20 protein-coding genes are annotated in these 19444 nt (G+C 69.5%); 12 read left to right on the top strand and 8 right to left on the bottom strand.

Features of this window, described 5'->3' with window-relative positions:
* Positions 1 to 87 precede the first annotated feature (87 nt).
* The 6 genes from AC792_RS02350 to eda are packed head-to-tail and all read left to right on the top strand — an operon-like array spanning position 88 to position 6771.
* Positions 88 to 1467 carry an MFS transporter gene (locus AC792_RS02350; RefSeq protein WP_049828982.1) on the top strand — a complete coding sequence of 460 codons (1380 nt, stop codon included), beginning with the start codon at positions 88 to 90 and terminating at the stop codon, positions 1465 to 1467.
* Positions 1464 to 2537 carry an L-idonate 5-dehydrogenase gene (locus AC792_RS02345; protein ID WP_049828981.1) on the top strand — a complete coding sequence of 358 codons (1074 nt, stop codon included), beginning with the start codon at positions 1464 to 1466 and terminating at the stop codon, positions 2535 to 2537. The genes AC792_RS02350 and AC792_RS02345 overlap by 4 nt, the downstream gene beginning before the upstream one ends.
* Positions 2534 to 3745 carry a D-mannonate dehydratase ManD gene (gene manD / locus AC792_RS02340; RefSeq protein ID WP_049828980.1) on the top strand — a complete coding sequence of 404 codons (1212 nt, stop codon included), beginning with the start codon at positions 2534 to 2536 and terminating at the stop codon, positions 3743 to 3745. Before AC792_RS02345 ends, manD begins: the two co-directional genes overlap by 4 nt.
* Positions 3742 to 4710 (top strand): PfkB family carbohydrate kinase, encoded by a 969-nt coding sequence (locus AC792_RS02335; protein ID WP_049828979.1) that lies wholly within the window; start codon positions 3742 to 3744, stop codon positions 4708 to 4710. The genes manD and AC792_RS02335 overlap by 4 nt, the downstream gene beginning before the upstream one ends.
* A complete protein-coding gene (locus AC792_RS02330) occupies positions 4692 to 6152 on the top strand; it encodes a mannitol dehydrogenase family protein (RefSeq protein WP_326947576.1) in 1461 nt (486 codons plus the stop codon). Before AC792_RS02335 ends, AC792_RS02330 begins: the two co-directional genes overlap by 19 nt.
* Complete coding sequence (gene eda, locus AC792_RS02325; protein WP_049828977.1) at positions 6145 to 6771, top strand: bifunctional 4-hydroxy-2-oxoglutarate aldolase/2-dehydro-3-deoxy-phosphogluconate aldolase; 627 nt, start codon at positions 6145 to 6147, stop codon at positions 6769 to 6771. Before AC792_RS02330 ends, eda begins: the two co-directional genes overlap by 8 nt.
* Before the next feature lie 96 nt (positions 6772 to 6867).
* On the opposite strand, the gene AC792_RS02320 is transcribed toward eda, so the two are convergent.
* Positions 6868 to 7524: a peroxiredoxin-like family protein gene (locus tag AC792_RS02320; RefSeq protein ID WP_049828976.1), complete on the bottom strand. Its 657-nt coding sequence runs from the start codon at positions 7522 to 7524 to the stop codon at positions 6868 to 6870.
* 217 nt (positions 7525 to 7741) lie between these two features.
* Here AC792_RS02320 and AC792_RS02315 point away from each other — a divergent pair, with 217 nt between their 5' ends.
* A complete protein-coding gene (locus AC792_RS02315; protein ID WP_049828975.1) occupies positions 7742 to 8677 on the top strand; it encodes a quinone oxidoreductase family protein in 936 nt (311 codons plus the stop codon).
* A gap of 13 nt (positions 8678 to 8690) precedes the next feature.
* Here AC792_RS02315 and AC792_RS02310 read toward each other — a convergent pair whose 3' ends face one another.
* On the bottom strand, positions 8691 to 9893 hold the full coding sequence (locus AC792_RS02310) for an MFS transporter (RefSeq protein ID WP_049828974.1): 1203 nt from the start codon (positions 9891 to 9893) through the stop codon (positions 8691 to 8693).
* A 110-nt stretch (positions 9894 to 10003) separates the two neighbouring features.
* The gene (locus tag AC792_RS02305; RefSeq protein ID WP_049828973.1) at positions 10004 to 11014 is read right to left on the bottom strand and encodes a 1-aminocyclopropane-1-carboxylate deaminase; all 1011 of its coding nucleotides are present in this window, start codon (positions 11012 to 11014) and stop codon (positions 10004 to 10006) included.
* 170 nt (positions 11015 to 11184) lie between these two features.
* Here AC792_RS02305 and AC792_RS02300 point away from each other — a divergent pair, with 170 nt between their 5' ends.
* The gene (locus tag AC792_RS02300) at positions 11185 to 11838 is read left to right on the top strand and encodes a GntR family transcriptional regulator (protein ID WP_049828972.1); all 654 of its coding nucleotides are present in this window, start codon (positions 11185 to 11187) and stop codon (positions 11836 to 11838) included.
* Here the strand turns inward: AC792_RS02300 and AC792_RS02295 are convergent.
* Positions 11763 to 12200, bottom strand: coding sequence for a class I SAM-dependent methyltransferase (locus AC792_RS02295; protein WP_049828971.1), 438 nt, complete (start codon positions 12198 to 12200; stop codon positions 11763 to 11765). The two genes, AC792_RS02300 and AC792_RS02295, sit on opposite strands and share 76 nt — an antisense overlap.
* 92 nt (positions 12201 to 12292) lie before the next feature.
* Between AC792_RS02295 and AC792_RS17615 the strand changes: the two genes are divergently transcribed.
* The 3 genes from AC792_RS17615 to AC792_RS02280 all read left to right on the top strand — a co-directional run bounded on the left by AC792_RS17615 (position 12293) and on the right by AC792_RS02280 (position 14379).
* Positions 12293 to 13348, top strand: coding sequence for a tetratricopeptide repeat protein (locus AC792_RS17615; RefSeq protein ID WP_235436308.1), 1056 nt, complete (start codon positions 12293 to 12295; stop codon positions 13346 to 13348).
* A 69-nt stretch (positions 13349 to 13417) separates the two neighbouring features.
* Complete coding sequence (locus tag AC792_RS02285) at positions 13418 to 13813, top strand: VOC family protein (protein ID WP_049828970.1); 396 nt, start codon at positions 13418 to 13420, stop codon at positions 13811 to 13813.
* Complete coding sequence (locus AC792_RS02280) at positions 13810 to 14379, top strand: GNAT family N-acetyltransferase (protein ID WP_049828969.1); 570 nt, start codon at positions 13810 to 13812, stop codon at positions 14377 to 14379. The genes AC792_RS02285 and AC792_RS02280 overlap by 4 nt, the downstream gene beginning before the upstream one ends.
* A 56-nt stretch (positions 14380 to 14435) precedes the next feature.
* On the opposite strand, the gene AC792_RS02275 is transcribed toward AC792_RS02280, so the two are convergent.
* Positions 14436 to 15260: a formate/nitrite transporter family protein gene (locus tag AC792_RS02275; RefSeq protein ID WP_049828968.1), complete on the bottom strand. Its 825-nt coding sequence runs from the start codon at positions 15258 to 15260 to the stop codon at positions 14436 to 14438.
* 24 nt (positions 15261 to 15284) lie between these two features.
* A complete protein-coding gene (gene cynS / locus AC792_RS02270; RefSeq protein WP_049828967.1) occupies positions 15285 to 15737 on the bottom strand; it encodes a cyanase in 453 nt (150 codons plus the stop codon).
* Between the two features lie 210 nt (positions 15738 to 15947).
* On the opposite strand from cynS, the gene AC792_RS02265 reads away from it, so the two are divergent.
* Positions 15948 to 16760, top strand: coding sequence for a helix-turn-helix transcriptional regulator (locus AC792_RS02265; RefSeq protein WP_049828966.1), 813 nt, complete (start codon positions 15948 to 15950; stop codon positions 16758 to 16760).
* Between the two features lie 18 nt (positions 16761 to 16778).
* Here the strand turns inward: AC792_RS02265 and AC792_RS02260 are convergent, their stop codons facing one another.
* On the bottom strand, positions 16779 to 18017 hold the full coding sequence (locus tag AC792_RS02260) for a cobalamin-independent methionine synthase II family protein (RefSeq protein ID WP_049828965.1): 1239 nt from the start codon (positions 18015 to 18017) through the stop codon (positions 16779 to 16781).
* Positions 18018 to 18318: 301 nt separating this feature from the next.
* Positions 18319 to 19410, bottom strand: a complete 1092-nt coding sequence (locus tag AC792_RS02255) for a Gfo/Idh/MocA family protein (RefSeq protein ID WP_049828964.1) — start codon at positions 19408 to 19410, stop codon at positions 18319 to 18321.
* Between the last annotated feature and the right edge of the window lie 34 nt (positions 19411 to 19444).

The following is a 19444-nucleotide window of genomic DNA, read 5'->3' as shown; positions in this document are numbered from 1 at the left end:
TGCTTGTATGGTAGCCGTCGTCATGGGCACGAGGCGGCACGAGCAAGGCCTCACGGTTCTTCCCCGTCCTATGCGAAGGAGCATGGAATGTCTGCACACACACCACCCACCACACAGCACCCTGAGCGGTCCACCAAGGATCTGGCCAAGGTCGCCGCCTCGGGTTGGCTCGGAACGGCCATGGAGTTCATGGACTTCCAGCTCTACTCCCTGGCCGCCGCCCTGGTGTTCAACCGCCTCTTCTTCCCCGATGCCAGCCCGGCGGTCGGTCTGATCGCCTCGATGGGTGTGTACGGGGTCGGCTACGTGGCCCGTCTCGCGGGGGCGGTCTACTTCGGCCGCATGGGGGACCGGCTCGGCCGCAAGAAGGTCCTCTACATCACGATCGCCCTGATGGGGGGGTCCACCACCCTGATCGGTATCCTCCCCACCTACGCCATGATCGGTATCTGGGCACCGATCCTGCTGGTGGTCCTGCGACTGGCCCAGGGATTCGGTGCGGGCGCCGAGTTGGCCGGCGCGACGGTGATGCTCGTGGAGTACGCCCCCGTCAGGCGAAGGGGCCTCATCGGCTCCCTGGTCTGCCTCGGTACCAACTCGGGCACCCTCGCAGCCTCCGGCATCTGGGTCCTCCTGGTGGCGACACTGTCCGAGGAGCAGCTGCTCAGCTGGGGCTGGCGCCTTCCGTTCCTGTTCAGCTTCGTGCTGCTCATCGTGGCCGTATGGGTACGCCGTTCCATCAAGGAGAGCCCGGTCTTCGAGGGTCGCGACGACGTCGTCGACGGCGTGGCACTCACGAAGGAGCAGGCCCTCGCGGACGCGAAGGCCAACGGTGAGAGCACCATCGAGGCCGCCCTGCACCAGAAGAAGGGCAGGGCGTTCCTCATCGCCGTCGGACTGCGCTTCGGCCAGGCCGGGAACTCGGGATTGATCCAGACCTTCCTCATCGGTTACCTCGCCACCACGCTGCTCGTCGACCGGTCCGTGGGCACCACCGCGATCCTGTACGGTTCTCTGCTCGGCTTCGTCACCATCCCCGTCGTGGGGCTGCTCGGTGACCGGTTCGGGCGGCGTCCCATCTACATGGCCCTGACCACGCTGACCATCCTCTTCGCAATCCCCATGTTCATGATGCTCAACAGCGGGGACACCGGGCTGATCACCCTGGCCATGGTCCTCGGGCTCAACATCGGCGTCCTCGGACTGTTCTCCCTGGAGGGTGTCACCATGGCGGAGCTCTTCGGCGCACGCACCAGGTTCACTCAGCTCGCACTGGCCAAGGAGATCGGTGGCATCCTCACCACGGCCATCGGCCCCGTCCTCGCGGCGAGCCTGACCGTGGCGACCGGTCACTGGTGGCCGCTGGCCGCCATGATCATCGGCTACTCCATCGTGACGTTGACCGCCACGATGCTCAGCCCGGAGACGCGGGGCCGCGACCTCGTGAAGCTGGAGGACGCGATATGAGGGCCGTCGTCGTCCACGGACCCGACGACCTGCGCGTCGACACCCTCCCTGAGCCGCAGGCAGGTGAGGGAGAAGTGGTCATCGACGTGGAGTGGGGAGGCATCTGCGGTTCGGACCTCTCGTACTGGCGACACGGGGCGTCCGGCACGGCCGTGCTCGGCGCTCCTCTCGTCCTCGGTCACGAGATCGCGGGCAGGATCTCCGCGCTCGGTCCGGGGGTCACCGGTGTGAGCATCGGGCAGCCCGTCACCGTCCACCCGGCCGAGCTCGTCGGCGACGGGGAGATGCCCGAGCGCCTGGCGGGCAGGACCAATCTCTACCCCGCGGTGCGGTACTTCGGGTCAGCGGCCTTCACCCCGCACACCGACGGCGGGTTCAGCCAGCGCAAGACCGTCCGCGCCTCCCAGCTGCGGCCGCTCCCGGACGGGGTGAGCACCCTCTACGGCGCGCTCGCCGAACCCCTGGCCGTCGCCATGCACGCCGTCAAGCGGGCCGGCGACCTCTCGGGCAGGGACATCCTGGTCAACGGTGCAGGTCCGATCGGCTGCCTCGTGGTCGCGGCCGCCAAGCACGCCGGGGCCCGCAGCGTCACGGCCACCGATCTCAGCGACACGTCGCTGTCCATCGCCGCGGCCATGGGCGCCGACATGGTGCTGAACGTGGCGGACCCCTCCAACATGCCCGCCGACGCCGAAATGGTCTTCGAGGCATCCGGGGCACCCGCGGCCCTGGGCAACGTGCTCCGTGCCACGGCCCGCGGCGGTACCCTCGTGCAGGTCGGCAACCTTCCCGGCACCCCGGCTCCGGCCCTCCTGGGCGATCTGGTCACGCGTGAGATCACCTGGATCGGCTCCTACCGGTTCGTGGAGGAGATCACCGATGCCCTCGAGGCCATGGCCGGCGGACTGGACGTCTCCCCCGTCATCACCCACCGCTTCGCCCTGGACGACGCCGACCACGCCATGCGCGTGGCCGCGGATCGGACCTCGGGCAGCAGCAAGGTGATGCTCGACCTCGGCTCTGCCGCCTCGACCTCCTCCACCGGCTCCGACGAAAGGCCCTCCTCGTGAGAATCACCGATGCCCGAGTGGTGGTGTCCTCCCCGGGACGCAACTACGTGACCCTGATCATCGAGACCGAGGACGGCGTCGTCGGAATCGGCGATGCAACCCTCAACGGACGCGAACTCTCCGTGGCCTCTTACCTGAGGGACCACCTGTGCCCGCTACTGATCGGTCGCGACGCCCGGCGGATCGAGGACACGTGGCAGTACTTCTACAGGGGCGCCTACTGGCGGCGCGGTCCGGTGACCATGACCGCCATCGCTGCCATCGACATCGCCCTCTGGGACATCAAGGGGAAAGCGGCCGGCATGCCTGTCTACCAGCTCCTCGGCGGCGCTGCACGCGACGGCGTCATGGTCTACGGACATGCCAGCGGAGCCGGTCTCGACGACCTGAGCGCCGACGTCCAGCGCCACCTCGACCTCGGATACAAGGCCATCCGCGTCCAGGCTGCCGTCCCAGGTCTGGACAAGACCTATGGGATCGGCCCGGCCGACCGCAGCGTGTACGAACCGGCAAGCGGGGACGCCCCCCAGGAGGACGTCTGGGAGACCACGTCTTACCTGGACTTCGCACCGAAGATGATGGCCCACGTCCGGCAGGAGTTCGGCTACGGGGTGCACCTGCTGCACGACGTCCACCACCGCCTCAGCCCCATCGAGGCCGGACGGCTCGGAGCTGCGTTGGAGCCCTACCGACCCTTCTGGATCGAGGACCCCACCCCGGCCGAAGACCAGTCAGCCTTCCGCCTGATCCGCCAACACACCACCACGCCCATCGCCGTCGGTGAAGTGTTCAACTCCATCTGGGACTGCCAGCAGCTCATCACCGAACGTCTCATCGACTACATTCGCACCTCCGTGTCCCACACCGGCGGCATCACCCATCTGCGTCGCGTGTTCTCACTTGCCGACCTCTACGGTGTCCGTTCGGGCTCCCACGGTGCCGGCGACCTCTCCCCGGCATCCCTGGCCGCGGCGCTTCACGTGGACATGAGCATCCCCAACTTCGGGATCCAGGAGTACATGGGCCACCGCGACGAAGCCGACGAGGTGTTCCGCAGCAACTACTCCTTCAGCGACGGATACATGCACCCCGGCGATGCCCCCGGTATCGGTGTGGAGTTCGACGAGGAGGCCGCCGCTGCGTTCCCCTTCGACCCGAAGTACCTCCCCGTGAACCGACGTCTCGACGGGTCGGTGCACGACTGGTGAGCAGCGTACCCGACACCGAGCCCTTCGACGTCGTCGTCCTGGGCGAGATCCTCGTGGAGATCTCCACCGAACAAGCCTTCGGGCACGGGGTCCCCGCCGAGATGGGGATCTCCGGGGACGCACTCAACGTGGCCGCCGCCGCGGCAGGAGCGGGGGCCCGCGTGGGCCTGGCCGCAGTACTCACCGACGACGAACTCGGCGCCGCGATCACCGAGCGCGTCCGGGAGCTTGGCGTCAGCACGGATCTGCTGCGCTACCGCCGCGGACAGCAGGGCGTCTACCTGGTCCACGGGGACCCGGACGGGCAGCGGGAGTTCTCCTACGCCCGCTCAGGCAGCGTGGGCTCCACCCTGGGTCCGGAGGACCTCGACGACGACGTCCTACGCTCAGCAGGCGCGGTGGTGGCCAGCGGCATCGCCTGCGCCATCTCCGACACCGCACGCGACGCCGTCCACACCGCGGCGCGTCTGGCGACGCGCTTCGTGTACGACCCGAACTACCGCCCGCGCCTGACCAGCGCCGACACGGCAGCGGAGGTGCTCACCGACCTAGCGGAGCACTGCTTCCTCATCACGCCGTCCTTCCCGGGGGAGACCGAGGCCCTCCTCGGTGTCGCCACCGCGGAGCAGGCCGCGACAAAGCTCCTCGCGGCAGGCTGCGATACCGTCGCCGTCACCTGCGGGGCAGAGGGCGTCCACCTGCAGGACGCCTCCGGCAGCACGTGGCTGGACGCCGTCCCGGCCCCGGCCGTGGTGGACCAGACCGGAGCCGGTGACGCGCTGGTCGGTACCCTGACGGCTCGTCTCGTCCTCGGCGACAGCTTGGAGGACGCGGCGGCTTTCGCCGCGGCCGCTGCATCGCTCGTGGTCGGTGGCAAGGGAGGAACCGGCTTCGTGCCCACCTTCGAGCAGACCCGGGCACATGCCGACAGCCACGCAGGAGGGCGATCCACATCGAACGGCTGAGCCTCTCCACCTTCCCAACACCGGCAATCGACCGCGGCCAGCTCGGCAGCGGGATCGTCCACCTCGGCGTGGGCGCCTTCCACCGCGCCCACCAGGCGGTCCTCACCGAGGACGCGATGCTCGCCACCGGGGACACCCGGTGGGGCATCACCGGTGTCACCCAACGCTCCCGGACGGTCGTGGAGCAGCTCGGGCCGCAGGACGGCCTGTTCACCCTCAGCCAGCGGGGTGCCGGTTCCGGTCTACTCCGGGTGGTCAGTAGCCTGCGGGACATCATCCCCGGTCACGAGCGACCACAGCAAGTAGTCGACGCCATCTCCGCGGCGACTACCACCGTGGTGACCCTGACCGTCACGGAGAAGGGGTACCGGATCGACCCCCGTACCCGCAGACTCGCGCTGCACGACGCCGCCATCCAGCAGGACCTCGCCGGCGGTCCCGCACGAACGGCCATCGGGCAGATCGCCCGGGGTCTGCAGGGACGGTTGCGGACCGACACCGGTCCGATCAACATCATTTCCTGTGACAACCTGCCCTCGAACGGCGCGTTGACCCGCACACTGGTGCGGGACTTCATCGCCGCGCTCCCCGGCGGCGAGGCGGACGCCCTGGATGCATGGGTGCGGGAGAACGTCGCCTTTCCCGACACGATGGTGGACCGGATGGTCCCGGCCACGACCGTGGCGGACCTCGACGCCGTCGAGCAGGAACTCGGTCTCCGCGACGAAGGTGCGGTGATCGCGGAGCCGTTCCGGCAGTGGGTCATCGAGGACCAGTTCGTGGCCGCCCGTCCCGCATGGGAGAGAGCCGGTGCGCTGCTGACGGCGGACGTGCTGGGGTGGGAGACCGCCAAACTGCGGCTCCTCAACGCCAGCCACTCCCTATTGGCCTACCTGGGGTTGGCCGCGGGACTGAGGACGATCGCCGACGTGGTCGCGGACGACGCATTCCGGACGGCCTGCTCCCGCATGATGATCGAGGACGTCCTGCCGACGCTCGACCTGCCCGAGGGGCTCGACGGCCGACAGTACATCGAGACCGTGCTGGAGAGGTTCGCGAATCCTGCTCTGGGGCACACGACCGCCAAGGTGGGCAACGACGGGTCCCAGAAGCTCGGGCCACGCCTCCTGGCGACCATCACGGCCGCTTTGGCCGCCGGCCGTCCTCCGCGCTGGGCCGCCCTCGCGGCCGCGGCGTGGATGCACCATGTCTCCACCGCGGACGTCGCGGAGCTCGACGACCCCCTGGCGCGATCCCTCAAGGACTCACTCCCTTCCTCGACGAACAGCGCCAGCATCGTTCGCGCACTTGTGAACCACCTCGACATCTTCACCCCAGAACTAGCAGCAGACACCACCTTCACCGGCCTGCTCACGCACTGGTACAGCATCATCGACAAGCACGGGCCCGAGGGCCTGAGGAAGGAGATCACCCATGGTTGAGAGTGCCCAGTTGTTCGAGGTCTCGCCCGTGATCCCCGTGGTCACCATCGAGGACCCGGCCGACGCCGTCCCCCTGGCCCAGGCCCTGCTCGACGGCGGCATCCGCATCATCGAGCTGACCCTGCGCACCGACAGTGCCCTGGAGAGCCTGCGGCGCATCAGCACCGAGGTGCCGGACATCCTCATTGGAGCGGGCACCATCCTGAGCCCGTCGCAGGCCGACGCCGCCATCGCGGCCGGCGCCCAGTTCCTTGTCAGCCCAGGGACGACGCCGGCGCTCCTGGACCACCTCCTCGCACAATCCGTGCCCGTGCTCCCCGGCGTGGCCACGGTCAGCGAGATCCTCACCGTACTCGAGCGGGGCATCACCACATTGAAGTTCTTCCCGGCAGCGCAGGCGGGGGGGCAGGCCTACCTGAAGTCCGTCGGTGCCCCGATTCCCCAGGCCCGCTTCTGCCCCACCGGTGGCATTACGCTCGCGACTGCCCCCGACTTCCTGGCGCTCCCCAATGTCGCCTGCATCGGCGGCAGCTGGCTGACGCCGATGGACGCCGTGCAGGAGAAGAACTGGCAGTACATCACCGATCTCAGCCGGGAGGCGATGACCCTCGGGCGCTGATCCGGCCGAGCTTCGGCGGACACGGACGACGGCGGGCGTGGGCTGCGTCGCCGCGGCAGCGGATGCCCGCGCAGCATCACGAGAAGCTGGTATTCGTCAGAGGTCTCGTACCGCCTCGAGGATGTCCGCCACCTCGGTGCGCGTGGTGTAGTCGGTGTGCACGTCCATGAACCGGACCGTCCTCGAGGCGTCGACGACGGCGACCGTGGGGAACGGGATCGCGGCGGTGTCATCGGCGTTGCTGTCCGAGACCTCGAAGCCGAGCTGCGTGTGGGCGCTGCGGGCCTCCGCGCTCGGCTCGGTGACGATGCCGATCGCCGCGGCGAGGCGGTTGCCCGGGTCGGACAGGACGTCGAAGTCGAGCTCCGCGTCCTTCGCGGTGGCCCCGCTGCCCTCCGGGTGCTGGGGGCTGATGGCGACGAGCTTGATCCCCTGCTCCACCAGGGACGGCAGCAGCTCGCGCTGGTAGGTCCGCAGCGTGATGTTGCAGTAGGGGCACCAGGCGCCGCGGTAGAACACCAGTACGCCGGCCGAGGATCCCAGGACCTCCGTGAGCTCCACCTCCTGGCCGTCCGCTCCCAGCAGCGTGGCTTCCGGCAGCCGGTCACCCGCCGGTACAACGCCGTCCGGGTGCCCCGCCGCGCGCAGGTCCGCCTGCTCCTGCGCGAAGGTCCCGGAGAGCTCCGGCCCGATCTGGGCCTCGAACCCCCGGTTGAACTCCGCGATCTGCGACTCGATGCTGGTCTGGGTCATGGCTCTCCTCGATGGTCCGGTCAATCCGTCAGGGGCTGCACTCGAAGGATAGGAGACGATCCGGGGAGCAGTCCCGAGGAGTGTCACACACCGACATACAGGCCGCGGGCGAGGCGGTGTCCCGCCGGGGCGTCGGATGCGTGTACCACTTGTGACCGGTGCATGGACGGCGTGGTCCGGTCTTGGCGGCCCGGTCACGCGGGTATCCAATGGGTGCATGAGCAGAGCATGGGTGGCAACGGACTTCGGCGGCTTCGACGTGTTCCAGGAGGTCGACGTCCACGTTCCGGAGCCACGGCGCGGGGAGGTGACCCTCCGGGTCCTCGCCGCCGGCATGAACCCCGCGGACTACAAGCACGTGGCCTCGGGCTCCGGCCGGGAGCTCCTTCCCGTCCGGGTGGGGTACGAGGTGGCCGGCGTCATCTCCGCCGTCGGACCGGGTACGGAGATCGCGTCCGGCGGAGGAGCGGTGGGGGATGAAGTGCTCGCCTTCCGCATCTCCGGCGGCTATGCGGAATCGGTCACGGTCCCGGCACGGGACGTCTTCGCGAAACCTGCGTCCCTCGACTTCCCGCAGGCCGCCAACCTCCTGCTCGCGGGGACCACGGCGGCCGAGATGCTGCACGTCACCGGTGCCGGACCGGGCGACGCGATCGTGCTGCACGGGGCATCCGGCGCCGTCGGCGTGAGCGTGCTGCAGCAGGCACGGCTACACGGCATCCGGGTGATCGGCACCGCGAGCGAGCACAACGCGGACGTGGTCCGGGAGTTCGGGGGCGAGCACGTGGTGTACGGGGAGGGACTGGAGGGCCGGCTCCGCGAGCTCTCGCCGGAGGGGTACGCAGCGGCCCTCGACGCGGTGGGGACCGACGAGGCGATCGACGTGTCGCTGGCACTCGTGCCGGACCGCGGGCGGATCGTGAGCATCGCCAACTTCGGACGTGCCGAACGGGACGGCTACCGAGTGATCCGGGGCAACATGCCGGACAGCGCGGCGTTCCGGGACGAGGCGCGGGCCGGGTTGATCGAGCTGGCCGGATCCGGCGACCTGGTGATCCCGCTCGCCCGGACCTACCCTCTCGGCGAGGCGGTGGCGGCGATGACGTTCCTGAGCGACCAGCACCCGGGCGGGAAGCTGGCCCTGCTGCCGTAGACGCGGAGGGTGATCAGCCGTGGCTGATCACCCGGTTCCGGCCGGCGAGCAGTCCGCTGCCGGTGAGCGCCACCATGAGCACCGCGGTCACGAGGAGCGGGAGCGTCCAGTCCCCGCTGAGATCACGCAGCGCGCCGAAGACCACCGGTCCCAGCGCCCCCAGGGCGTAGCCCATAGACTGCGCCATGCCGGACAGCGACGCCGCCTGCGGGGCGTCGACGGTGCGCAGGCTGAACAGCGACAGCGCGATCACGATGAGGCCCCCGCAGCCGATCGCCCCGAGCACCACCCACAGCAGCACGAGCCCCGGGGCCACCGCGAGGCCCACGAACGTGACCACGGTGAGCACGCTGCCCATGAAGGACACGAGGCGTTGGTCCGGTCCGCGGTGCAGGATCTGCCCGGTGGCGAGACTGGCAGCGACGCTGATGACGAGGAAGACGGAGAGATGCGTACCCGCGGTGGCGGCCGGGACCCCGTGGCTCTGCTCGATCGTGGGCAGCCACGCCATGAGGACGTAGAAGGCGATGGACTGCAACCCCATGAACACGGTCACCTGCCAGCCCAGGGCGGAGGACCACGGCGAGCGGTGGGGCGCCGTCGTCGTGCCGGTGCGCCCGGCGTCGGTGCGGCGCCGGCGTAGCCACGGCCACAGGACCGCCAGCGCGATCAGGGCCACGCCCACCCAGATCCCGAGGGCCAGCCGCCAGCCGCCCGGCGAGGTCTGGGCCACGGGCACGACGACGGCGGTGCCCACCGCGGCCACCGCGGCCTGGACGGCGGTGTACCCGCCGGTGAGCTGGCTGACCCTGTCCGGGAAGTCCCGCTTCACGAGGGATGGCACGAGGACGTTGAGGAACGCGATCGCCAGGCCGATCAGCGCCGTCCCTGCCCAGACCAGGCCGGCGCCGGGGAGCGAACGCGTCACGATCCCGACGGCGAGGACCAGGAGGGAGAGCCAGAGCGTGCGGTCGAGGCCCATCCTGGACGCGATGGCCGGTGCCAGGGGCGAGAAGACCGCGAAGGCGATCAGCGGAAGACCCGTCAGCAGTCCTGCAGCGGAACTCGACAACCCGAGGTCGCCCGAGATGTCGGTGAGGACGGGCCCCACGCTGACGAAGGACACCCGGAGGTTGACCGCGATGAGGAGCACGCCGATGAGGGCGAAGCCTGTCCTGGCGGTGCGCTCTCCGGTGGGCCGAGTGGCGGTGGGCATGGTGCGTCCTTCATCCGTCGGGTCCGCCGGGCGCGAACTGGGAGTCGTCCGCCGTCGTGCGGTTCCTCCCAGCATGGCACCGACGCCGGACTCCGCCGAAACCCCTGTGGTCAGGAGCGGAACAGTCCGCTGTAGGCGTTGAGCGCGAGCTGGCCACCCAGGTGCGCGTAGAGCACGTTGCTGCTCGCCGGGATGTCCCGGCTCGTGACGAGGTCGATGAGCCCGGCCAGGGACTTCCCCTCGTACACGGGGTCGGTGATCATGGCCTCCATCGAGGCGCCGAGCCTGATGGCCTCGAGGGTCGAGTCCACGGGGATCCCGTACAGGTCCCCGGCCCAGCCCTCCAGCACCGTGATCTCGTCGTCGCGCAGGTCCCGTCCGAGCTCGATGAGTTCCGCCGTGTTCCTCGCGATGCGCTCCACCTGTGCCCGGGTCTTCTCCAGGGTGGCGGAGGCGTCGATGCCGATCACGCGGCGTGGGCGGTCCTGCCCGGCGAACCCGGCGATCATGCCGGCGTGGGTGGAGCCGGTGACGGTGCAGACGATGATCGTGTCGAAGAACACGCCGAGCTCGCGCTCCTGCTGTTCCACCTCGTAGGCCCAGTTGGCGAAGCCCAGCCCGCCGAGCCGGTGGTCCGACCCACCGGCGGGGCCGGCGCGCGGCCTCCCCCCGGCCGCCTCCCCCCCCGCGATCGCCGATTCCCAGCTGCTGCGGATCCCGATGTCGAAGCCCGCGCTGTCGAGCCGGACATCGGCACCCATGATCCGGGAGAGCTGGATGTTCCCCACGCGGTCGGTCAGCGGGTCCGGCCAGTCCACCCAGTTCTCCTGCACCAGGCGTGCCTTCAGGCCGAGCTTCGCGGCGACGGCGGCGACCTGCCGGGTGTGGTTGGACTGGTACCCGCCGATGGACACGAGGGTGTCCGCCCCCTGCGCGAGGGCCTCCGGCACGAAGTACTCGAGCTTGCGGGTCTTGTGGCCGCCGAACGCGAGCCCGCTGTTGACGTCCTCCCGCTTGGCCCAGAGCTGCGCGCCTCCCAGGTGCTTGGTCAGACGGGGCAGGGGGTGGATCGGGCTGGGCCCGAAGGTGAGGGGGTAACGCTCGAAATCGCTGAGACGCATGGGAACTCCTTCGTGTCTGGCCGACCTGACATCGGGTGGCACCATGATGCCCGAGCGCTTCCGAGCAGTGATATGCAATATATTGCTTGCTTCGACATGAGGCGTCAACTGTTCTCACCCGGTGCAGAGGGCTGGCTGCCCCCTCCGATCGGCGGGCTACAGCGTTCTGCATGCCCACCCCCGCCGGCCCCGGCCTCCACAAGCGGACGCTCCTGCGGGACGACGTCTTCGAGACGCTGCGGGACGCCATCGTGGACGGCACCTACGCTCCGGGGGAACGGTTGCGGGACGCCGAACTGGGGGAGTGGCTCGGGGGCGGCAGGACCCCCGCCCGCGCGGCGCTCCCGCGCCTGGGGCACGTCGGGCTCGTGATCGCGCTCCCCGGGCGGGCCACGATCGTGGCCCCCTACGATTCCGCATCCACCACCAGCACCCAGCAGGTGGTGGCCGCGATGCACGAGCTGGCAGCGCGGCTGGCGGTCCCCGTGCTGACCCCGGCGGAGATCGAGGAGATGGTGGTGGCGAACGAGAGCTTCGAACGCGCGCTGATGGACCTGGACGTGGAGGCGGCGCTGAGCTCGGACGACGCCTTCCACGCGGTCTTCGTGACGGCGAGCCGCAACCCCGTGATCGGGGAGGTCCTCGAGCAGACCACGCCCGTGATCCGCCGCGTCGAGCGCATGCGCTTCAGTACCTTCGCGGCGCGGGGTTCGGTGGCTCAGCACGCCCACATCATCGACCTCGCGCGTCAGGGGGACGCCGACGGTGCTGCGCTCGCCACGCGCGAGAACTGGATGTCGCTGCGCTTCACCGCCGAGGAGTGAGCACCGTTCCACGGCCGGTGGCCGGGACGTTCTGGTGGCTGCCGCTCCTCCACGCACACGTGCTCGCCCTCCACGAGCGCATCGATGCTGCCGACGTCGAACGCGATCCCGGGGTACTCGGCCCGGGCATGATCGACGAACGCCGGCACCAGGTCGACGCCGCTGACGGGCACCCGGTGCTCTGCGAGGAAGGCGGTCCAGTGGCCGGGACCGCAACCGGCGTCGATGACCGGCCCGCTCAGCCGTTCCGCACAGCCCGTCACGAGCAGGCGATCGGCGGGGTGCACGCTCTCGATCGATCCGAGCAGCTCCGTGTACTCCGCTGCTCGATGCGAGTAGGCCTTCTGGATCTTCGAGCTCATCCACCGAGCCTAGGGTGCAGCACGACGGTCGACGACTCATCGATGCGTGCTCCCTCCCGGAACGCGCTGGGCACGCGTGGCAGGCTGACGGCATGACCGACACCGCATGGACCCGGACGATCGACCACTTCTACGCCCACGAGTTCGACGACGCCGACCCGCAGGGTTCCGTCGCGAGGATGCGGGAGATCGTCGCGGAACGCCCGGAGGGTGACGCCGAGGCGCTCTTCGAGCTGGCGGGGGTCCACGACGCACTGGGGCTGGAGGAGGAGGCGATCCCGCTGTACCGGCGGGCGATCGAGGCAGGGCTCGAGGGCGGGAGTGCACTCCGGGCTCCCATCCAACTGGCCAGCACCCTGCGCAACGTCGGTGCTTCCGCCGAGGCCGTGGCGATCCTGGAGTCGATGCCCACCCCGGGCAGCGATGAAGGGGCCCGTCAGGCGTTCCTCGCCCTGGCGCTCCACGACGAGGGGCGACACGGCGACGCGCTCCGCACCGCCCTGCTGGCGCTCATCCCCACACTCGACGGGTACAGGCGGTCCCTCACCGAGTACGCAGCCGAGCTCCGGGGTGCCCGGGCCGGTGGTGATGGCGGCGCAGACGGGCCCCGATCCGCAAGGGAGGCGGACAGTGCGGCCCTGGGATCCGAGCTCGATCGGATCCTCGCGGAACGGGATCGGGATCACATGCAGCCCACCATCGATGCGCTGCTGCCCCTGTACGAAGCTCACCCTGACCATGCGCGGGTGCTCTACGAGGTGGGTGGTGCCTACGACACCGCCGGTCAGGAGGACCTCGCGCGGAGTTTCTACGAGCGGGCCCTCACCGCCGGGTTGGAGGGTGATCTCCTCCGCCGCTGCTACCTCCAGTACGGATCCACGCTGCGGAACCTGGGCGAGTACGAGGCGTCGCTCGAGGTCTTCGCGCAGGCCCTGGGAGCTTTCCCCGGGTCGCCGTCGCTGGCGGTCTTCGAGGCCATCACCCTCCATGCGGCAGGTCGATCGGACGCCTCGGTCGCATCGCTGCTGGAGATCGTCGCGGGATCCGTCAGCACTCCCGACGTCGAACGCTATCTACCCGCGATCCGCGCCAATGCAGCTCATATCCGTGTGCTGGACGAGGTGAGCGGGCTCGACGACGCCCGGTGACCTCCGGCGCGAGGCTGCGGATCCGCCGTCGTCGTTGCCCATCAGTGATCCGTGCGGGATATTCGATGCATGACCTCGATCATCCGGAACATCTCCGTGGACTGCGCGGATCCCTGGGCCCTTGCCTCCTTCTGGGACCGGGTGCTCGACCGTCCGCTCGATCCGGAGACGAGCGAGGGCGACGGCGAGGTGGGGGTGGTGCTGCCCGACGGCTCAGAGCTCCTGTTCCTCGCGGTCCCCGAGCCGAAGAGCAGTAAGAACCGTCTGCACCTGTGCCTGGAACCGGACATCCGGCGCGACGACGAGGTGGAACGGATCCTCGCACTCGGGGCCACTCTGTACGACGACCGGCGAGCGGAGGACGGCACGGGATGGGCCGTGCTCCGTGATCTTGAGGGCAACGAGTTCTGCGTACTGCGCAGCAGCGCGGAGCGCACTGAGGGCACTCTCGCGACGGACGTATGAGCGCCACCGCGCCGTTCCGTGAGCAACGGACGTTGCTCACGGAACGGCTGCGCCTGGAGCCGCTCGGCCCCGAGCACTTCGACGGGATGTGGGAGGGGCTGCAGGACGAGGAGGTCAGGAGACTCACGGGCACGCACGCCGTCTTCACCCGGGAGCAGATCGCCGATCACCTGGGTTCCCGGGCCGCGGCGCACGACCGGGCCGACTGGGCGATCATCCGGCTCGAGGACGATGCGTTCCTCGGAGAGATCGTCCTCAACGATCTCGACGCCGACAACCGCTCCCTGGGCATGCGCATGAACCTGAACTCGGCGCCGCTCTTCGGCCGGGGGTACGGCACCGAAGCGCTGCGGGCCGTGATCGTGCACGCGTTCGACGACGTCGGCGTGCACCGGATCTCCCTCGAGGTGTTCGCCTTCAACCCCCGGGCACAGCGGGTCTACGAGAAGTGCGGGTTCACGGTGGAGGGCCGGCAGCGGGAGGCCCTGTTCTGGGACGGCACCTGGCACGACGTGATCCTCATGGGCATACTCTCCACCGATCCACGGTACGTAGGCGGTGGGTGAGGCACAGGCCCCGGGAACCGCGCGTCGTCGGCTCGTGGTTCCCGGGACTGTGAGGTCTACGAGTCCTGCAGTTCGCGGGAGCGGACGGGGCCGGTCCTCACGTGGGTGGTGTAGATGACGAACCCCACGAAGGTCAGGCCGCCCACGAGGTTCCCGACCACGGTGGGGATCTCGTTCCAGACCAGGTAGTCCATGAGGGTGAACTCCCCGCCGAGCATCAGCCCGATGGGGAAGAGGAACATGTTGACGATCGAGTGCTCGAAGCCCATGTAGAAGAAGAGCATGATCGGCATCCACATGGCGATGACCTTGCCGGGCAGGCTGTCGGACATCATGGCGCCGACCACCCCGGTGGAGACCATCCAGTTGCACAGCACGCCGCGCACGAAGAGCGTGAGCATCCCGGCCATGCCGTGGTCCGCGTACCCGACCGTCCGCCCCTCCCCGATGTGCCCGATCGCCTCGCCCACCGCACTCGGTGGCGTGGAGAACCCGTAGGTGAACACGATGGCCATGAGCACGGCGGTGGTCAGTGCTCCGCCGAAGTTGCCGAGGAACACCAGGCCCCAGTTGCGGAGCATCGCCCGCCCCGTCACCCCGCGGCGTTTGTCCAGCCACGCCAGCGGTACCAGCGTGAAGACACCGGTGAGCAGGTCGAAGCCGAGCAGGTAGAGCATGCAGAATCCGACGGGGAACAGCACGGCTCCCAGCAGGGGTGACCCCGTCTGGACGCTGACCGTGACGGCGAACGCGGCGGCGAGCGCCAGGATCGCCCCGGCCATGTAGCTGCGGATCAGGGTGTCGCGGGTGGACATCAGGGCCTTCGCCTGACCGGCGTCGACCATGCGGACGGCGAAGTCCTTGGGGGCTACGTATGACATGGGGTCCTCGATCTCAGGTTCGGTCTACCACTGGTACTTGAGGAACTTGCCGTCGATGACCACGCGGACGCGGTCGCCTTCCGGGTCCTCGCGACGTTCGACGTCGACCTTGCAGTTGATGGCACTCATGATGCCGTCGCCGAACTCCTCGTGGATGGCCTCCTTCAGCGCCGGCCCGTACACGGCGAGGAGTTCGTAGAAGCGGTAGATCGTCGGGTCCTCCTTGAGGGATTCGCCGTCGATCCGGTACGGCTGCTCCTGCAGGGCCAGCACGGTGTCCTCGTCGAGCTCGAGCAGTTCGCCCACCGCCTTCGCGGTCTCCGCCGGGACCGGGTGGGAGCCGAGGAGCGCGGCGATCGTCCACAGCAGCGGGCGGTCGATGTGCTCCGCCACGGCGGCCCACGTGGTGCCGTTCCTCTGCAGGGTGGTACGGATGGTCCGGGTCGCGGTGTCGCGGGAAGTGTTCCAGGCAGTCACAGTGTCTCTCCAGGTGGGTGTCCGCAGGCGGGCCGTCCCGCCGCTCTGCCTCGACCTCAGCAGAGGGAGGCGTCCGGCTACCAGGCCATGTGCGCAGAGCACCCTGCAGGAAGCGCACCGGGCAGCAGAGTTTACGCTCGCGAAACACCTCCGCAACTCGCAGGGGAGGTCCGGGCACGTACCGTCGGGTCTTGGAAGAGGAGGCCTCCGATGATGCTCTCAGCACCTGCACGGACGGCCGGTGGCCTCCCCGACACCTCGCTGCTGATGGGCGTGGTCCGCGAAGCGCCGGTGCCGCTCTGGGTGATCGGGCCCACGGGCGCCGTCGTCCTCGCCAACCGTGCGGCCCTGGCCTTCCTGGGGTACCGCGGCGAGTCCGACGTCGTGGGCGGCCCGAGTCATGAGCTGCTCCACCGCTGCCACGTGGACGGGTCCGCCTACCCTGCTCACGAATGCCCGATCGTCGGCGCCGCGGGGGCGGGGGCCGGCACCTCCGAATGGTTCGTGACGAGGGACGGGGACCCGCGCGAGGTCTCCTGGTCCACCCGGGGGATCGACGACGTCGGGAGCACCCTCCTCAGCTTTGCCGCGTCCGCGCCGGGGACCACACGATCCGTTGCCGAGGCGCCGCGACACGACGCCGTGCGCGTTCCCGTTCCTGCCCGCTCCCGGGAAGCGGCACGTGCCGGACTGTACATCGTGATGCGACGGCGTTTCACGGACCCGCTGTTCTCGGTGGCGGAGCTGGCGGCGGAGGCGCATCTCTCCACGCGGTCGGTCCAGACCCTCTTCCAGGACGTCGGCCGGTCACCGGCCGCGGAGATCCGCCGCCTCCGCCTCGATCATGCCCGCAGCATGCTGGAGCGGGGCCACAGCGTCCAGGTAACCTGCTTCAGCAGCGGGTACGCGGACCCGGGATCGTTCACCCGCGCCTTCCGGCTCCGCTTCGGATGTGCCCCCACGCAGATCCGGCGGAGTGCGGAACAGGATGTCCGGGCAGCCAGGGTCACCGCCTCCGTCTGAGACGGTGACCCCTGCCGGTCAGACGGACACGGTGCTGCGGCTGAAGAGCCGCTCCGAGGCGATCCGGGCACCCTCCCCCAGGGTCTGGAGCTTCGCGGCCGCGATGTGCGGGTGGATCCGCCCGCCCAGGCCGCAGTCGGTGGAGCCGATGACGTTCTCCCGGCCCACCAGGCCCGCGAAGCGCTCGATGCGCTGGGCCACCAGCTCCGGGTGCTCGACGACGTTCGTGGCGTGGGACACGACGCCGGGGGCCAGGATCTTCCCCTCGGGCAGTGCCACGTCCTGCCAGATCGTCCACTCGTGCTCGTGGCGGGCGTTGGCGGCCTCGAAGGAGTACGTGCCCGCGTTGATGCCGAGCACGAGGTCCACGATGTGGCGGAACTCGATGTCCGTGGTGTGCGGGCCGTGCCAGGAGCCCCAGCACACGTGGAAGCGGATCTGCTCCTCGGGCAGTCCGCGCAGGGCGTGGTTCAGGGCCTCCACGCGGATCCGGGTGAAGGCCTGGTAGTCCTCCACGCTGGGTTCCGGGTTGATCTGGTCCCAGTTCTCGGCGATGGACGGATCGTCGATCTGCACGGTCAGCCCGGCGTCCACGATGGCCTTGTACTCCTCGCGCAGGACGTCGGCCCATGCGTAGATGAACTCCTCCTCCGTGGCGTAGTGCTCGTTGCCGATCCTGCTCGCCGATCCCGGCGAGAGCGCGGTGATGAACCCGGTACCGAGGTCCGCGGCGGCCAGACCCGCCTTCAGGTTCGAGATGTCACGGGCCAGGGCGTCCTGGCCCGTGTAGGAGAGGGGGCCGGTGGCGCTCGGGAACGCGGTGGCGTTCCTGCCGATCTGGATCCCGCTCTCGGGGTCCTGGTAGGCGTCGGCGAAGCGGGTCCAGTCGCGCCGGTCGGCGAAGGAGGTGAGGCGGATCGCCCCGGGTCCGCTGTGGACCGCGGGGGCGTCGATCGGGTTGAAGTCGGTCAGCTCCAGGCCGGCGGTGCGCTGGAAGCTGTAGGTCCACCAGGCGCCGTAGTCGACGGCGTTGGACATCGCCTTGCCGTACTCGCCGTCGCCCGGGATGGTGATCCCGGCGTCGTGCTGTCGGCGCACGAGGTCCACCACCGCGTCGGTGAGCAACCCCTCGAACTCCGGGGTGCGCTGCAGGGTGAAGCCGTCCTCGGCGAAGGTCCGGGCCGCGTTCGCGGCGATCAGCTCCGGGGTGCGCGGCAGGGAGCCGGCGTGGGTGGTGTGGATGCGCTCGTTCGTCATGGTGCGTTCCCTTTCCATCGTTCCTGCCATTAGCACCGTTCCGGACAAGGGGTCCGGGGGAAGCTGCAGCGTCACGGAGGCAGGTCTCTCGGCTGCTCTGGATGGTGTGGCTCAGGGCTCTGAATCCACCGGTGGCGTGAGATGACGCCCTCTCCACGACCACGGGCCGAGCACCAGAGGGAGAGGCTGGTCACCATGGTGGACGATGATCGGTGCCCGTGGGAAGACGTCGTCGTCATGTTTCCTCACACAACGGGTCCGTGACGTGCCGATCCGGAGCGCATCCGACCCGGCGCCCGGGTCAGGGGATTGGCGCCCAGGGCTGCCGCTCGGCCCGGATCGTCCCGCCGGTCTCCGCCGCCTCGTGGATCAGCAGACCGAGATAGGTGTCCTGGGCGGCCTCGGCCAGACCGTAGAACTCCGGCCCGCCGGCCACGTGCTCGCTCATCCGCCGCAGGCACATCGCGATCGCGAGTTCGTCGTCGTTGAGCCGGCCCGGGAGGAACTCGTTCCGGTACACCCACGCGTCACCGGCCACGAGCCCGCGGAGGAACTGGCCCTCGAGGTTGCCACCCTCACCGGCGCTGACCCGGCGGATCTCGTGGAACATCGGGGTGCGGAAGTCCTGCAGGTAGCGGACCTCGGTGTCCTTGACCTCCCCCCGTTCCCCGCGGATGAGGAGACGGTTGGCGCGGATCCACGAGAAGTACTGGTCGGAGGCGAACTCGTACACGCCCAGACGGTCGCCGAAGTCGAGCCGGGCGGTGATCTGGCGGGTGGTCACCGTGATCTCCTCCTGCGGTTCACCGGCCCTGCTCGGTCCCTTGACCAGGGGGTGGTCGAAGGTGTCCGCCGTGATCACGGGGCTCTCGAAGCCGACGCCGAGCGCACGCCGCAGGATGCTGACGCCGTGGTAGTCGTGGCACTGCGCCACGAGCGCCTGGCTGACGGTCCCCAGCCGGCCCGAGGCGGCGATGGCCAGCTGCGCGTTCAGCAGGGGCGAGAGGTGGTACTGCTCGGCCACCTGGATCACCGCACCCTCCTCGACCAGGCGGAGCAGCCGGAGCAGACCCTCGAGGTCGGGGGCGGGCGGTGTCTCGGCGAGCACCGGTACACCCAGCGACACGGCTTCCTCGATGACGTCCGGCGCCACCGTCTTGGTGACGGACACGACCACGAACTCCGGGGTCACCGATCCGAGGAGATCGGGCAGGGAGCGGAAGACGGGAACATCCCAGGCGGCATCGATCCTCCGGGCGGACTCCTCGCTCCGCGCCACCACCCCGCACACCTCGAACCGCTCCGGCAGGGCACGCGCGATGCGCTGGAAGAAGAGACTGCGCCACCCCGTGCCGATGATCGCGAAGCGGATCCGATCGTTGCTCTGTTCCATGGTCCTCGGGCTTTCCGTGTAGGGGCTCGCGATG

Origin of the sequence: Arthrobacter sp. RIT-PI-e (genome assembly GCF_001187915.1) — a bacterium.
Lineage (GTDB): Bacteria > Actinomycetota > Actinomycetes > Actinomycetales > Micrococcaceae > Arthrobacter_D.
Note: the sequence above shows the minus strand (reverse complement) of the source record. Positions and strands in the feature narration are given on the sequence as shown.